The organism is Hoeflea sp. TYP-13 (assembly GCF_040932035.1).
Taxonomy (GTDB): Bacteria; Pseudomonadota; Alphaproteobacteria; order Rhizobiales; family Rhizobiaceae; genus Hoeflea_A.
Genome location: NZ_JBFRBB010000001.1, coordinates 178159 through 193853 on the forward strand (window position 1 = coordinate 178159; position 15695 = coordinate 193853).

Here is a 15695-nt window from a genome sequence, read left to right on the forward strand (position 1 = left end):
ATCAAGATTATGAAGACATACCAATTGGATACATTGGACAAGCCGGTTTCGGCGATCGGCATGGGCACGATGATTTTCCATCCCGATACGCAGGTTAGGGATTTCGGCCTTCTGGACGCCTTTGTCGAGCACGGCGGCACCTATGTGGATACCGCCGAAGTCTATGGCGCCATCGAGGAGCACGGCTATTCCGAAATGGTCATCGGCGAGTGGCTCGCCGCCCGGCCGGGCATGCGTGAGCGCATCGTTCTGGCCTCCAAAGGTCTCATTCCGGGTTATTGTGCGCCGATCCATCCGGGCGGCGCAAAGATAGATCCGGTCTCCATACACAAGGCAATCGACGGCTCGCTGGAACGGCTGAAGACCGATCATCTGGACATCTGGATGTTCCACAGGGACGACCCGAACCATCCGGTTGGACCGCTGGTCGATGCACTGGACGAAGAGGTGCGTGCAGGCAGGCTGAAAGCCTACGGCGCCTCCAACTGGACGACCGGACGCATTCAGGACGCGATCGATTACGCGCGTGCCAATGGCAAGGCGGAAATGATGAGCTCCAGCCCGAACTTCTCCCTGGCCCGTGCCAACGAACCCTTCTGGCCAGACACGGTTACGACCGATGAAGCGGACCGGCAGTGGTTTGCCGCCAACAACTTCCTGCTGGTCGCATGGTCTGCTCTTGGCCGCGGCTTTTTTGCGAAGGCGGATCCGCATGACAAGAGCGATGCGGATTTGGTGCGGGTATTTTATTCCGACGCCAACTTCGAGCGCAAAAGGCGTGCCGAGGCCTTCGGCGAAGCAAAGGGCATGAACATGTTCGAAATCGCGCTCGCCTACGTCATCAGCCAGGACTTTCCGGTCGTTGCTCTCAATGGAGCGGAAACACCGGAACAGGTTGCCTCGTCGGCCCGCGCCGGCGCGTTGACCCTGAGCACGGCGGAACGCGACTGGCTCGATCTGTCCAGCGACAACCGGCCGTTTTGAGGAGGGAGGCAATGTCACACCATAAAAGAATGTATGTCGGCGGGCAGTTGCTGGATGGGCGGGAAACATTCGAGATCGCCAACCCGGCAACGGAAGAAACCATCGGTTCTGTCGCCTGGGCCGGTGCGTCCGATGCACACCGGGCTCTAGAAAGCGCGCAGGCCGCCTTTGCCGGCTGGGCCGCAACGCCGATTTCCGAAAGGGCAGGGTGGATGCACAGGCTGCGCGAGGCGGTCATTGCCAATGAAGACCACCTTCGCGCGTGCATCCATCTGGAGATGGGCAAGAACTGGGCGGGAACCGAGGAGGACTACCAGTCCCTCGTCAACAGCCTCGAATACTATGCTGAGGAGGTCTCCCGCTTCGGGCCCGAACCCCTTGTCGATCGGGAGGGGACCCATACCCACTCTCTCGTTCATGAGCCTGTGGGCGTTGCCGTTGCCTTCATCGCGTGGAATTTCCCGCTGCTGAACCTTGCCTTCAAAATCGGGCCTGCCATGGCGGCCGGATGCCCGATCGTGATCAAACCGTCATTCAAGTCACCGCTTTCGGCCTATGCCGTCGGAGAGCTGTGCGCCGAAATCGGTTTGCCCGCCGGTGTGGTCAATATCCTTTGTGGTGATGACATTGAGGTCGGTGATGCGCTTTCTTCTTCAACCATCCCGGCCCTCCTGACCCTGATCGGATCCTCACGGACCGGCCGACACATCATGAAGACCGGAGCTTCCTCGATAAAACGCTATTCGATGGAACTGGGCGGCAACGCACCGGTCCTGGTGTTTGCAGACGCCGATCTCGATCTTGCAGCCGACATTGTCTGCGCTGTCAAATTCGGCAATGCCGGCCAGATCTGCGTGACCCCGAACCGCGTGTTCGTTGAAAAGGCGGTGGTTGAAACCTTTGCTCAAAAGGTGGTCGAACGCGCCGCATCCGTCAAAGTCGGGTTTGACAGGAATGCGCCGATCGACATGGGGCCGCTGATCGATGCTGCTGCCTGGCAGCGCGTCGACGGCCTGGTTGCGGATGCCGTGGAAAGCGGCGCGCAGCTTCTGGCCGGAGGCGGTCGCGCACCGGGGCAGGACCGGGGATATTTCTACGCACCCACGGTTCTAAAGGGCGTGACCGCCCCGATGCGCATCTACAACGAGGAAATATTCGGTCCGGTGGTCAGCCTCATCGACTTTTTCGACGAGGCCTCCGTCCTCAAGGAAGCCAATGATACGGACGCCGGACTGACGGCCTATGTCTTTACCCGTGATCTTCAGAAAGCCGAGCGCTGCGCCAGCCGGTTGCGGTTCGGGGAGGTGCAGATCAATGGAGTCAAATACGCGATCGATCTGCCCCATATCGGCATCAAACAGTCGGGTATTGGCTGCGACTGTTCCCATCTGGCGTTGCACGACTATCTTGCGCCAAAGCGGATTTCACGCGCGCTGGCGGATGCGGGTGGCCTGGGATGAAAATCACCCGCGTAACGAGTCACGTCCTGCAATATGATCTCGAACGGGAGCTCGGCTATTCGCAGCAATATTACGCCAGGAGAACGGCCCACCTGGTCGAAGTTCAGACCGATGAGGGATTGACCGGCTGGGGCGAGTGTTTTGGGCCAGGAAATGTTGCGCTGGCAAACAAGGCCATCGTTGAAAAAGTTATCCAGCCGATGATTATCGGCTGCGATCCCGTCGACCGCGATGCCATCTGGCACAACGTTTACAATCTTCTGCGTGACCATGGTCAAAAGGGCATGCCGATGCAGGCCCTGTCCGGCGTCGACATCGCGCTGTGGGATCTGACGGGCAAGATCGCCGGTCTGCCCCTGTGCAAGCTTGTTGGAGGCAGGCATCGCGACCGGTTGCCGGTCTACGGATACGGAATGATGTTGCGCCGAGAAGGTGTTGACGCCCACGTCGCGCGCTTCCGGGAGGAAGCTGCGGCGATCAGGGATGCCGGATTTGTCGCCACCAAAATGAAGGTGGGACTGGGCGCCGCAAATGATATTCGGCTCGCAGAGGCTGTACGATTGGGCGTTGGTGATGATTTTCCTTTCATGGTCGATGCAAACCACTGCTACATGGCCTCGGATGCGCTCTATGTCGGCCGCGCTCTCGACGAATTGAACGCCTATTGGTTCGAGGAACCGGTCGCACCGGAAGACCTCGACGGATATCGGGAGCTGCGCTCGAAGCTGAAAACAAATGTTTCCGGCGGCGAGGCCGAATTCACCCGCTGGGGATGGCGCCACCTTTTGGAGGGACGCTGTCTGGATATTGCGCAGCCGGAAGTCTGCGCGCTCGGAGGCGTGTCTGAATACCTGAAGGTGCTGTCGCTGGCGCATGCGCATTTCGTCCCGGTCGTCAATCACGTCTGGGGGTCGGCCATTGCCGTCGCGACGAATCTGCACCTGCTTGCCGCAATGCCGCCCGTGCCGGGCGGCCTCAATCCGCGCGAACCGATGCTTGAATTCGACACGACAGACAATCGGTTCCGCGACGAACTTCTGGTCGAACCGATGAATATCCAGGGACAGGTTCAAAAGAGCGGCGGATACGCATCTGTCCCGGAAGGTCCGGGTCTAGGTGTGGAACCGGACCGCGACTTCATCGAGCGTTATGAAACAGTGCAATGAGCAGGATCGCTGCGGCCATGGACGTATTTTGCGTTGCTGTTGATTGGGGAACGTCGAGCTTTCGGTTGTGGGCGCTCAAAGATGATGGTGGGGTTGCGGTTGAGCTGCAAAACAAGTCCGGAATGGCGACACTGAAGCCGCAAGAATTCAGGCGGGTTCTGGATGAGAGCCGTCGGGACCTCGGCCTGTCCGACGAAATTCCCGTCATAATCTGCGGCATGGCCGGTTCGGCTCAGGGCTGGATGGAAGCCCCCTATGCCGACCTTCCAGCACGGCTCACGGAAGTGCCGGGAACTGCTGTGCGCATTCCCTCTGACAGAGGCGACATCAGGATACTTCCGGGGCTTGCCCAACGCGACCCGTCACAACCCGATGTAATCAGAGGCGAAGAAACGCTGCTTTTGGGTGCGCTGGTCGAGCGCAAAATTGAAGGCACGGTATGCCTGCCCGGAACGCACTCGAAATGGGCGCGGATCGACAATGGAAGCGTGACCGGCTTCAGCACGGCAATGACCGGCGAAGTGTTCGCGCTGCTGTCTCAGAACTCAACACTAGCGCATTTCGTCCGACCGGCCGACAGCCACAGCTATGGGGGCGCGCCCTTTTCCGACGCGGTCCGCCAGGCTGTGGAGGCGCCATCGGACATCCTGCAGGCGTTGTTTTCGGTTCGTGCGGCGCCGCTTCTCGGCTGCGCCCGATCAGACGAAATGGCCGCAAGGCTTTCAGGGCTTCTAATTGGTTTGGAAATTGCCGGGATGAAAAACCGGGCAGGCTCTCATGTGACGCTGATTTCTTCCGGGATCCTGGCGGAAAATTATGGCCGCGCCCTGACTGCCGCCGGGCTCAGCTATGAGCTTTGCGATTCTGAGGAAATGGTCCGGGCGGGGTTGTATTTTGCCGCAAAATCACTGTGGCCGGGGCGAGTGCATGCGGCTGCAGAGGCGGCAGTTGAATTTTAATCCTCTATTCAGGTGAAATCCGTTGCTAGAAATCGCGCGATTGCGATCGTCGGCGAAGTGACAATTCGGGATCCGGCTGATCACTTGTCTTTAAATATGGTCATTCGCCGCCCATATGTTTGCGGGGAGGAGGTTTGTCAGCTCCTTCCGCTACGAATGTCCAGGCAAACTGGGGGCAGCCGTGAAAGCACTCAAAGCAGTATTCAACTCACCCTATTTTTTCTGGGCATTGCTGGCGTTGCCTTCCATCGGCATGATCCCCGCCGCTTTCAACGGCAATGATCTCGAGCCGCTGCTGCATCCGACCGGAGAGTTTTCCGCCCGGTTCATGATTTTGGCCATGATGCTGACACCGCTGAGGATGCTTTTTCCTGGGGCGGGCTGGATCAACTGGCTCATGAAACGCCGCCGCTATCTTGGAGTCGCTGCGTTCGGCTACGCGGTGCTTCACACGCTTTACTATCTGATCGATCTCGGATCCCTTTCGGCGGTGCTCGCCGATGCGGTCAAGCTCGGCATCTGGACCGGTTGGCTCGCATTCGTGATTTTCGTTCCCATGGCTGCGACGTCAAACGATCTTTCGGTTCGCGCAATGGGCAGGAAATGGAAGACATTGCAGCGCTTTGGCTACGCCGCCGTCGTCGCAACGCTGCTGCACTGGATCTTCGTTCACAACAATCTCGGTCCGGCGCTGGTTCATTTCGTGCCGCTCGCCGCCCTTGAGGCTTACCGCGTCTGGTATGTCTTCAGCAGGTCCCGCCAGGCTGTGGCGGGCTGAACGGGTCAGCCTGCAGGCCGGAATGGCTTGCCGAGCGATGCAGGAAAGTTTAGCGCCAGCATCTGGCGGTTCTGCGAAATGATCACCAGGACGACGATTGTCGCCACATAGGGCAGCGACGACAGCACTTCGGACGGAACGCCGACGCCAAGCGCCTGGCCCTGCAGTTGCAGGATCGTCATGCCGCCGAAGAGCCATGCGCCGAGCACCACGCGGGCCGGCCGCCAGGTTGAAAAAACCACCAGGGCAAGCGATATCCAGCCACGGCCGGCTGTCATGTCTTCCACCCACAGCGGCGTATAGGCGATGGACAGATACGCCCCGCCGATCCCGGCCATGGCGCCGCCAAAGAGCACCGCGAGATAACGGATCGCAATGACCGGATAGCCGATTGCATGCGCCGATTGCGGCGATTCCCCCACTGTCCTGACGATGAGCCCGCCCTTGGTGCGGTAAAGAAACCATGTGATCAGTCCGAACATGATGAAGGAAAGATAGACGAGCGGATCGTACTGGAAAAACAGCGGTCCGATCACCGGAATATCGCTGAGAACCGGAATGTGGAGATTGTTGACCGCATCGGTCGGCGTGCTGCCGAAATCCTCTCCAATAAAGGCCGAAACGCCGGAGCCGAAGATGGCAAGCGCCAGACCCGCCGCGTACTGGTTGGTCATGAAGGTCAGCGCCAGAACGCCGAACAGAAGTGCCGAAAGCGCGCCGGCGATTGCTGCAATTGTAACGGCGGCCATCATGGGAAGGCCGGAAAAGACGCACATCACGGCAATCGCCGCGCCGATCAGCATCATCCCCTCGATACCGAGATTGAGGACGCCGGATTTTTCCACCACCAGCTCGCCGAGCGCGGCAAAGACAAGCGGCGTGGCGGCAATGACTGTGCCGGTGGCAATGGCAATAAACAGATCCATCAGTGCACGCTCCTCAATAGTCTAAGGCGGTAGAAGATCAGGAAATCCGCCGCCAGAAGGAAAAACAAAAGCATGCCCTGGAATATCCGCGTCAGCGAAGAGGGCAGGTCGAGATCGATCTGCACGGCCTCGCCGCCGATATAGAGCAACGACAGGAGCAGGCCGCCGAGCACGATTCCGAAGGCGTGCAGCCTTCCGATGAAGGCGACGATGATTGCCGCAAATCCGTAGCCCGGTGAAATCTGCGGCGACAATTGTCCGAGCGGCCCGGAAGCTTCGGCCATGCCTGCGATGCCGGCGGTTGCGCCGCCGATCAAAAGCCCCATCCATACGGAAGAGGATTCCTTGAAGCCGGCATAGCGTGCGGCAAGTGGCGCAGCGCCGCCCACGGACATCTTGTAGCCGAGGAAACTGCGTTCCGTGAACACCCACATCGCGATAACGGCGGCGACCGTGATAAAGATCGACGTATTGACCCGGTAGGCATAGTCGAACGGCGCGAACATTGCCGCCTCCGGTAATAGTGCCGTCTGCGGATAGTTGAAACCGTCCGGATCGCGCCAGGGACCGTGGACGAGATAGGAAAGCACGAACGTCGCGACATAGGTCAGCATCAGCGTGACCAGGATCTCGTTGGTGTTCAGCCGCGCACGCAGAAAAGCCGGTATCGCCGCCCATGCCATGCCCGCGACCATGCCGGCAAGGATCATCAGCGGCAAAAGCAGCACGCTTTCCTGAAACGGGAAGAACAATCCGACGCCTGTCGCAGCGATCGCACCGATGACCAACTGGCCTTCAGCGCCGATATTCCAGACATTGGCCCGAAAACCGATGGCGAGCCCGCAGCCGATCAGTATCAGCGGCGAGGCCTTCAGCAGCCATTCGGAAATGTCGTTCATTGTGCTCAGCGGTGAAATGAAAAAAGCGACCAGTGTCGCGACCGGATCATGGCCGAGGAATGCGAACATGATCGAGCCGGCAATCAGTGTCAGAGCCGTCGCGACAACCGGCGCGGCGAATCGCATTGCTGCTGATGGCTGGCTTCGCTGTTCAATTTGAAATCGCATGATCGCCCGATCCGTTGTTGTTTTCGCCAAGGCCCGTCATCAGCAGCCCAACTTCTTCAACGCTTGCTTCGCCGCGTTTGAGCGCTGCCGACAAGCGTCCGGCGCAAATCACGTGCAGTCGGTCGCAGATCTCGAAAAGCTCGTCGAGTTCCTCGGAAATGATCAGCACCGCAACACCCGACCGGCTGAGGTCGATCAGTGTCTGGCGTATGAATGCAGCCGCGCCGACATCGACACCCCAGGTTGGCTGGGCGACGAGCAGCACCTGCGGCTTGAGTTCGATTTCCCGGCCGACGATGTATTTCTGCAGGTTCCCGCCGGAAAGGCTTTGCGCAACGGTCAACGGACCGTTGGCCTTGACGTTGAAGCGGTCGATGACCTTTCCTGCAAATCCGCGTGCTGTGCGCCGGTCGAGCAGGCCGCGCGTCACCATGTTCAGACGGTGACCGGTAAGCACGGCATTGTCGCCTAGATCGTGCGAGGGCACAGCGCCGCGTCCAAGACGTTCTTCCGGCACAAATGCAAGGCCCATCCGGCGCCGGTCGGCCGCCGACAGGTGTGCCGACGGTTGGCCGCAAAGCTTGACGGCATGCGAACTCGGCAGCACCCGCTCACCGCTCAAAAGCGAGACGAGCTCAGCCTGACCATTGCCTGCGACGCCTGCAATGCCGACGACCTCGCCGCCATGCACATCGAGATCGATTTCCTTCAGGTCGGTCCCGAATACATCGAGCGCGGGAGCCGAGAGCTTCGACACTGAAAGCAGCGGCTCGGCGCTGATTGTCGACGGATCGAGATGGGTTTCGGGAATATCGGCGCCCACCATCATGCGGGCAAGTTCGGCGGAGGTGCTGTTCTTCGGCTCGGCGGTGCCTGTGACTTTGCCGTTGCGCAGCACAGTTGCCATGTCGCAAAGCGCCTGCACCTCGTCGAGCTTGTGGCTGATATAGAGAATGCTGCAGCCTTCGGATGCGAGGTGCCGAAGTGTAACAAACAGTTTTTCAACGGCCTGCGGCGTCAGGACGGATGTCGGCTCATCGAGGATCAGCAGCTTGGGATCCTGCATCAGGCAGCGAACGATTTCGACGCGCTGTCGCTCCCCGACGGAAAGGTGATGGACAAGCCGGCGCGGATCGAGTGGCAGACCGTATTTCTCCGACACCCTGCTCACCTGGTTTGACAGGGTGGCGATGTCGTATTTGCTGTTTACCGATAGCGCGATGTTTTCGGCGACGGATACGGATTCAAACAGCGCAAAGTGCTGATACACCATTTCGATGCCGAGCGACCTTGAAACCGACGGACCGTGGGTTCCGATCAGCTCACCGTCGCACAGGATTTCGCCTTCATCGGCATGGGTGGCACCGTAGATGATTTTCATCAGCGTGCTTTTGCCGGCGCCGTTCTCGCCAAGGACCGCGTGGATTTCACCGGGCATGACCTCGAGCGAAATTCCGTCATTGGCGACGACGCCGGGATAGCGCTTGCAGATGTTGCGCAATTCAAGACGTGGCTTCATCAGATCCCTCTTGCAGCGGAGTGGGCGTACCGGCCCGAAAGCCGCCGCCACGTCTCAATGACGTGGCGGCAGATCACGTGATCATATGTGAGGATGTCCGGCTGTCAGCCGAGATTCCCGACCATGCCGTTGACGAACCAGTTGAAGCCGCGGATTTCACCGTCCGGCATGTTCTGCCCGGCAGCGACACGAACCTTGCCTTCCTGGTCTTTGATCTCGCCCGCATAGGGATGAAGTTTGCCCGCTGCGATATCGGCTTCGACCTGCGACAGCTTCTGCTGCACATCCGCGGGAATGGCTGAATTGTAAGGCGCCATTGCCACGACACCATCGGCAAGCCCCTGCCAGCGCTCGCTGGTTTGCCAGGTTCCGGCTGCAACCGCCTTGGCGGCACTGACATAGACGCTGCTCCAGTCGAGCATGAACGCAGTCAGATGATGTTCGGGTGCGAACTGGCTCATGTCACTGGCATAGCCGATTGCCCATGCGCCCTTTTCTCCAGCAACCTGCACGCCCGTTGCCGTATCGGTCATCGAGCAGATGACGTCGCAGCCCTGCGAGATGAGTGTGTTTGCCGCTTCCTTCTCCTTGCCCGGGTCGAACCAGGAATTCAGGAAGATTACCGAGCAGGTGGTGTCCGGATTGACGCTTTGCGCGCCAAGCAGCAGTGCGTTGGCCGGGCCCACGATATCTGGAATGGGGAAGCCGCCGATGAAGCCGATTTTGGCGGTTTTACTCATATGGCCAGCGGCAGCGCCCGCCACATAGGTGCCTTCATAATATTTGGCTTCGAACGTGCCGAGGTTTTTGAGGTGCTTGATGCCCGAGCAGTGCTCGAAGGCGACCTTCGGGAAACGCGGCGCGACCTTCTGCATCGGCGTTCCGTGCGAAAAGCTGGTGCCGAAGATCAACTGGTTGCCGTCGGCGGCAAGTTCCCGGAACACCCGCTCGGCGTCCTGTGGCTTGAAGATGTTGTCGATGACGGTGGTGTCGACATTGGTGCCGAATTCGTCGCGGATGGCCTGAACGCCAAGGCTGTGCTGCTTGGTCCAGCCGATTTCGGCAACGGGAGACACATAGACTGCGCCGACTTTAAGCACTTCCTGAGCGGAGGCTCCGGAAGAGAGGCCGCCGGTCGCCAGCGCGGTGCCGGCTGCAGCGGAATATTTCAGGAATTCTCGCCTGTTGGGTGAGTAGATAGTCATAGTTTGTTCCCTCATGTTTTGCTGTCGTCCGGATATTTGACCGGCTTCTTTTGGTCATGACTGCAAAGTTTCGCGCGAATAGCACCGTGCGAAATCAGGTTTCGGCGGCAGCGGCCGCCGGTGCGGTATCCTCCTGTTCGAGATCGGGTTTGATGGCTTCTTTCAAGGACATTTGCGTGTAGGAGGACGTATCAAGGACATATCCGCGCACAACGTGACGGTGATGCGCATCAATCAGTTCCATGGCCTGCTTGACCCGTCCCCGCTCCAACAGGTTGACGATCTTTGTGTGCTCGTTGAGCAGGTTGCAGTAGTCGAAACGGCTGGTATAGAGCGACCGCAGCAGGAAGGTCCGCTGAACGATCTGGGCATGCATGTCCTGCAGCAGGCGGTTGCCGGCAAGGCTGATGAACAATGTGTGAAAGCCCTGGCCGAGCTCGTCGGCGGCCTTGTGGTCGTTGCGCTCGACCGCCTCAGCCTGCAGGGCAATATGGTCGCGCAGCTTCTGCCATCCGGATGCGTCAAGCCGCTCGGCAAGCTGCATGGCGACGCCCTGTTCAAGAAGCGTGAGCGTGTCGTAGATTTCCAGCGCTTCCTGCAGGCTCGGCCTGGTGACAAAGGCACCGCGATTGCGCTCGATGGTGACGAGCCCCTCATTGGCGAGACGGATCAGCGCCTGCCGGATGACGATGCGGCTGACGTCGAAGATCTCTGCCAATTCCCGCTCGCCAAGTTTGGTGCCAGGATAAAGCCTTTGCGCCAGGATTGCCTGTTTCAGCGTTTCAGAAATGCGTTCCGACAGATTGCTCATGCACGTTCTGTTCCGGTTTCCCCATTCACGCTTCGTCTGTCCGCACGAACGCGTGCGGAGTTTTCAAGCGTCGTTCAGCCTGTCATGGTGGCTAGCAATCATCAAGCTTTGAATATCAAGATTTTTTTGATTGTGTTTCAAAATTCACAAGATTGGTATCCAATCTGACCATGTTAGAGTATGGTAAATTGTACGGCATCGTGTCTAACCCGGTCGGGAGGAGAACGGATATGGGACGGGCTGCAGGCCATGAATGCGCGGACTTCGCGCTGTTGAACGACTGGCACGTCATTGCCGATCTGGCGGCATTGAAGCCCGCAACACCCTTTGAAACGAGACTGCTTGGAGTAGACCTGAAGGTCGACGGAACGCCTGCGGACGCTTTATCCGTGCGGCGCGCCGATACAGGCGCTGACGTTGCAATCAAACAGCAATACGGGTTTCTCTGGGCCTGCATAGGCGAGCCTGCGCGCGATATCATCCACATACCCGAAGCCTTCGAGACTGACCGCTACATCGTCTCCGGCGGCTCCATCGCAGTAAACGTGTCCGGGCTTCGTGCAGTTGAGAATTTTCTCGACATGGGACACTTCCCCTTTGTCCACACCGGCTGGCTCGGCGAGGAACCGCACACGGAAGTGCCGTCCTACAAGGTGGAAATTACCGAAGGGGACGAGGTCCTGGCCACCGAATGCAAATTCTACCAGCCCGTAGCCTCGCCGACCGCCGAAGGCGGCATTATGGCCGACTACGAATACAAGGTTTCGCGGCCGTACACGGTGGCGCTGTACAAGACCAATCCTGTCCAGCCCGAGCGCATGGATTACATCGCCCTTTTTGTGCAGCCCGTGGATGAGGAAAACTGCATTGCCCATCCGCTGCTTTGCTATCTGAGGCACAATACGGATGAAGCGGAAATACGCTGGTTCATGCAGCTCATTTTTGCCCAGGATAAGCCCATTCTGGAAAACCAGGTGCCCAAGCGCCTGCCGCTGGACCCGCGCGCCGAAACGCCGATCCGCGCGGACGCCAGTTCGGTCTATTACAGGCGCTGGCTGCGCAGCCATAACATTACCTATGGTGCGATCGCCGCCTCCGCCTGAGACCGCAAAGAAAAAGCGCACCTGCGCCCAAAGGGAGCCCGAAATGCCAGTTTGCACCGATGAGACCGTCCTCAATCTTTGGTTTGCCATCTGCGCCACGCAGGAAATGCAGCCCGGTATCGTTCAGGACACGGTGTTGCTTGAGGAGGACCTTTCCTTTGCCTTGGACGCAGACGGTTCGCCGCGTGTCTGGCGGCGCAAAGGGGAGCTTCGTGCCGGTGCCGAACTGGATATCGCCAAGGTCGACGAATTGCTGCCGGCGCAATGCGCCTATGGATATGTGTGGACCTGCCTCGGCACTCCCTCAGCCGACATTTTTCCAATCGAGGAATATGACGAGCCGGATCGCCGCAATCTGAATGCGGCATCGATCGGTGTGAATGTATCGGGCCCGCGCGCCATCGAGAACTTTCTCGATATGGGACACTTTCCTTATGTGCATACCGACATTCTCGGCCAGGAGCCGCACACGGAGGTCAAGGAATACGAGGTCGAAATCTCCGAAGAGCGCGATGAAATACTGGCGACCGAATGCCGGTTCTTTCAGCCGATGGCCTCGACGGCGTCGAGCGGAGGCGCCGATGTCGAATATGTCTATCGGGTGCCGCACCCCTATTGCTCGGTGCTTTACAAGTCGAGCGGTCAGGATCCGAGCCGCATGGACGTGATCGCGCTGTTCATTCAGCCGATCAATGAGGAGCGCATCCGCGCGCATATGCTCCTGAGCATCATCGACGATGACAGCGAAGAGCGGGTGATGCGACGGTTCCAGCAGACGATATTCGGTCAGGACAAGCCGATCCTGGAAAATCAGTATCCGAAGAAGCTGCCGCTGGATCCGCGTGCCGAAACACCGATACGGGCCGACAAATCGGCCATTGCCTACCGTCGCTGGCTTCGCGCCAAGGGCGTAACCTACGGGGTGATCCCGTCGGCAGGCTGAATTCAACGATAAGAACATACATTGAGGGAATGCATTATGCTGGAAGCTGCCCACCGCCAATGGCACCCGATCGCCTCGAGCGAGGAGCTCGAATACCGTCACACATTTCATGGTCAGTTGCTCGGCCGCGAGTTTGCCGTATGGCGCGCGGATGATGGCTTTGTGAATGTCTGGGAAAACCGCTGCCTGCATCGCGGCGTGCGCCTTTCCATCGGCATTAATGACGGTACTGAACTCAAATGTCAGTATCACGGTTGGCGTTATGCCAACCGCACCGCCGGATGCACATATATACCGGCGCATCCTGCCGATTCTCCGGCCCGCACCATTTGCAATCGCACCTATCCCGCCGTTGAGCGCTACGGGCTTGTCTGGTCGGGTGAAGAGCCGGAAGGCGACCTGCCGGCATTCGATCAGCTCGCCGGCGATGAGTTGCTGGCGCTGCGCCCGATATCGGTCAATGCAACGGCGCAAAACGTTCTTGATAAGCTGAATTCCTATGTGTTTCAGCCGAACGATGCGCTGGAGGCCGGCGATGCCGAGGTAAACATCGAGCAGCAGGGCGAAATGAGTATCGTTCTCACGTCACGCGGTGGCGATGAGAAAACCGCGGCCGTCTTCTTCGTTCAGCCCGTCGATTCCAACCGCACAGTGATACGCGGCGTTCTCGATGCCATTCCCGATACCGCCGATATTGTGGATGTCCTGCGCCACCACAACGAACGCCTGTCTGCACTGCGCGACGATTGCGAGGCCGAAGCGCAAGACCTTCCCGAACCCGAAAAGCTGCAGCCCGTCATCCAGCCGGTTTCCGAGGAACTTGCAAGGATGCCGGAACGCAAGACCAGCGGCCGCAGTGCCGAATTGCGGGCAAAAGTCGCCCGCAAATGGCAGGCGGCTGAAGGCGTTGCCGGTTTCGAACTGACTTCAACCGATGATCAGCTGCCGACATTCCAGCCGGGCGCCCATATCGACGTGCACCTGCCGAACGGTCTTGTCCGCCAATATTCGGTGACCAATGGCCCAGGCGAAACGCAGTCCTATACGATCGGCGTCAAGCGGGAAGACGATTCCGCCGGCGGCTCGAAATGCCTCCATGACGACGTCAGGGAAGGCGATGTGCTGGCGATATCGGCGCCGCGCAACAATTTTCCGCTGCGCCGGGACGCGCTCAAGACAATATTGGTCGCCGGCGGCATCGGCGTGACGCCCATATTGTCGATGGCCAGGGCGCTTCACCATTCCGGGCATCATTTCGAGCTTCATTACTTCGCCCAGTCGAAGGGCCATATGGCCTTTCCGGAGGTGCTTGAAACCCTGGGAGACAGTGTAGAGGCACATCTTGGCCTCGATCCCGACGAAACCGGCAAGCAGCTTGAAAATCTGCTCGCCGGCTATGGGCAGGCAATGCACCTTTATGTTTGCGGTCCGGGGCCGATGCTTGAGGCAACGCGCCGGACGGCTGAGCGCCTCGGCTGGCCGGACGAGGCAGTGCATTTCGAGTATTTCAAGAACACAAACGAGATTGACGACAGTTCCAGCTTCGAGGTCGCACTGTCGCGCTCGGTCATGACGCTGCAGGTGCCTGCCGGAAAGACCATAATGGAGGTGATGCGCGAAAACGGCGTAAGCGTTCCGAGTTCCTGCGAGCAGGGTGCATGCGGCACTTGCATGGCAACGGTCCTTGAAGGCGAGCCCGATCACCAGGACGTCTATCTGAGCGACGCCGAGAAAAAACGCGGCGACAAAATTATGACCTGTGTGTCGCGGGCCAAATCCGCCCGACTGGTGCTGGATATCTGAGGTGACGAAATGATCAAGCTTTACGATTACGAACTGTCCGGCAACTGCTACAAGCTGCGCCTGCTCATGAGCATGCTCGGTGTGGAATATGAGGCGGTCCCCGTCGATTTCTATCCCGGCAGGGAGCACAAGTCGGACTGGTTTTTGAAGATCAATCCGCTTGGACAGCTTCCCGTCCTCGATGATGACGGCGTCATCCTGCGCGATGCACAGGCGATCCTCGTCTACCTCGCCGCCAAATACGACAAATCAGGCAAGTGGTACCCGACGGACAACGCCGCACTGTTGGGCGAAATCAGCCAGTGGCTGGCCTTTGCCGACGGGATTACATCGACATCTTCCGCAGCGCGGCTGCATGACGGCCTGTTTTACGATTTTGATGTCGATGCCTGCCGCAAGGGTGCACACCGTCTGTTCCGAATATTGGACGAGCATCTGTGGTTCGGTGAAAAGGAGGGACGGAACTGGATTTGCCCCGGTGACCATCCGACCATCGCCGACATTGCGTGTTTTCCCTATGTGATCCTGTCGGAGGAGGGCGGCATCTCCCGCCAGGACTATCCGGCGATCCGCCGCTGGTGCGACCGGTTCAAACGCATCCCCGGCTTCGTTGTCATGTCCGGCGTATTCCCGGCAGGTCCGGCAAGAGGCGGCTCATCCGCCCACAAGGCTGCCTGAGGCGCAAATTTCAAGTCGGCAGTTGGATTTGGGGCGTGGCGCGAGAAGGTAATTGTCGGCAATGACCGCCGTACCCTCCTGCGAGTTTTCTTCCAAGAACCAACCATTTTTGGCGTCTACCGCGCCCCAAATCCTTTGTGCCGTACGATCTGGGAAGAGCTCCGATAAGCCTGTCCGTTGCATATCCGGGACAGTTCCGGGCCCGCCAAACCGCGCAGCGGCTATATTTCATTTTTGTATAGTCTATAATGAGCGATAGCAGATTGCGAAGGTTAGGGCGTTGGATCTCCGGC

The 15695-nt window shown here is 58.9% G+C and carries 14 protein-coding genes; 9 read left to right on the top strand and 5 right to left on the bottom strand.

Features of this window, described 5'->3' with window-relative positions; genetic code table 11:
- Nucleotides 1-9: 9 nt before the first annotated feature.
- The 5 genes from ABVT35_RS00820 (at nucleotide 10) to ABVT35_RS00840 (ending at nucleotide 5347) form a co-directional block, all read left to right on the top strand.
- On the top strand, nucleotides 10-984 hold the full coding sequence (locus ABVT35_RS00820) for an aldo/keto reductase (RefSeq protein WP_368464188.1): 975 nt from the start codon (nucleotides 10-12) through the stop codon (nucleotides 982-984).
- 11 nt (nucleotides 985-995) lie between these two features.
- Nucleotides 996-2444: an aldehyde dehydrogenase family protein gene (locus ABVT35_RS00825; RefSeq protein WP_368464189.1), complete on the top strand. Its 1449-nt coding sequence runs from the start codon at nucleotides 996-998 to the stop codon at nucleotides 2442-2444.
- Nucleotides 2441-3610, top strand: coding sequence for a mandelate racemase/muconate lactonizing enzyme family protein (locus ABVT35_RS00830; RefSeq protein ID WP_368464191.1), 1170 nt, complete (start codon nucleotides 2441-2443; stop codon nucleotides 3608-3610). The genes ABVT35_RS00825 and ABVT35_RS00830 overlap by 4 nt, the downstream gene beginning before the upstream one ends.
- Nucleotides 3607-4569, top strand: coding sequence for a 2-dehydro-3-deoxygalactonokinase (locus ABVT35_RS00835; protein WP_368464193.1), 963 nt, complete (start codon nucleotides 3607-3609; stop codon nucleotides 4567-4569). Before ABVT35_RS00830 ends, ABVT35_RS00835 begins: the two co-directional genes overlap by 4 nt.
- 181 nt (nucleotides 4570-4750) lie before the next feature.
- Nucleotides 4751-5347, top strand: coding sequence for a sulfite oxidase heme-binding subunit YedZ (locus tag ABVT35_RS00840; protein WP_368464195.1), 597 nt, complete (start codon nucleotides 4751-4753; stop codon nucleotides 5345-5347).
- 5 nt (nucleotides 5348-5352) lie between these two features.
- Here ABVT35_RS00840 and ABVT35_RS00845 read toward each other — a convergent pair whose 3' ends face one another.
- The 5 genes from ABVT35_RS00845 to ABVT35_RS00865 form a co-directional block, all read right to left on the bottom strand.
- The gene (locus ABVT35_RS00845) at nucleotides 5353-6273 is read right to left on the bottom strand and encodes an ABC transporter permease (protein WP_368464197.1); all 921 of its coding nucleotides are present in this window, start codon (nucleotides 6271-6273) and stop codon (nucleotides 5353-5355) included.
- Entirely contained in the window at nucleotides 6273-7340 is a 1068-nt protein-coding gene (locus ABVT35_RS00850) for an ABC transporter permease (protein ID WP_368464199.1), read from the bottom strand. The genes ABVT35_RS00845 and ABVT35_RS00850 overlap by 1 nt, the downstream gene beginning before the upstream one ends.
- Nucleotides 7324-8859 carry an ABC transporter ATP-binding protein gene (locus ABVT35_RS00855; RefSeq protein ID WP_368464201.1) on the bottom strand — a complete coding sequence of 512 codons (1536 nt, stop codon included), beginning with the start codon at nucleotides 8857-8859 and terminating at the stop codon, nucleotides 7324-7326. Before ABVT35_RS00855 ends, ABVT35_RS00850 begins: the two co-directional genes overlap by 17 nt.
- A 104-nt stretch (nucleotides 8860-8963) precedes the next feature.
- The gene (locus ABVT35_RS00860; RefSeq protein ID WP_368466243.1) at nucleotides 8964-10058 is read right to left on the bottom strand and encodes a BMP family ABC transporter substrate-binding protein; all 1095 of its coding nucleotides are present in this window, start codon (nucleotides 10056-10058) and stop codon (nucleotides 8964-8966) included.
- 100 nt (nucleotides 10059-10158) lie between these two features.
- Complete coding sequence (locus ABVT35_RS00865) at nucleotides 10159-10875, bottom strand: GntR family transcriptional regulator (protein WP_368464203.1); 717 nt, start codon at nucleotides 10873-10875, stop codon at nucleotides 10159-10161.
- Nucleotides 10876-11105: 230 nt separating this feature from the next.
- Here ABVT35_RS00865 and ABVT35_RS00870 point away from each other — a divergent pair, with 230 nt between their 5' ends.
- From ABVT35_RS00870 to ABVT35_RS00885, 4 genes are read left to right on the top strand one after another with little or no spacing between them, the layout of a single operon-like run.
- Nucleotides 11106-11978, top strand: coding sequence for an aromatic ring-hydroxylating dioxygenase subunit alpha (locus ABVT35_RS00870; RefSeq protein WP_368464205.1), 873 nt, complete (start codon nucleotides 11106-11108; stop codon nucleotides 11976-11978).
- Nucleotides 11979-12021: 43 nt separating this feature from the next.
- On the top strand, nucleotides 12022-12921 hold the full coding sequence (locus ABVT35_RS00875) for an aromatic ring-hydroxylating dioxygenase subunit alpha (RefSeq protein WP_368464207.1): 900 nt from the start codon (nucleotides 12022-12024) through the stop codon (nucleotides 12919-12921).
- Nucleotides 12922-12957: 36 nt separating this feature from the next.
- Nucleotides 12958-14724 carry a Rieske 2Fe-2S domain-containing protein gene (locus tag ABVT35_RS00880; protein WP_368464209.1) on the top strand — a complete coding sequence of 589 codons (1767 nt, stop codon included), beginning with the start codon at nucleotides 12958-12960 and terminating at the stop codon, nucleotides 14722-14724.
- Nucleotides 14725-14733: 9 nt separating this feature from the next.
- Complete coding sequence (locus tag ABVT35_RS00885; RefSeq protein ID WP_368464210.1) at nucleotides 14734-15402, top strand: glutathione S-transferase family protein; 669 nt, start codon at nucleotides 14734-14736, stop codon at nucleotides 15400-15402.
- The last annotated feature ends 293 nt before the right edge of the window (nucleotides 15403-15695 follow it).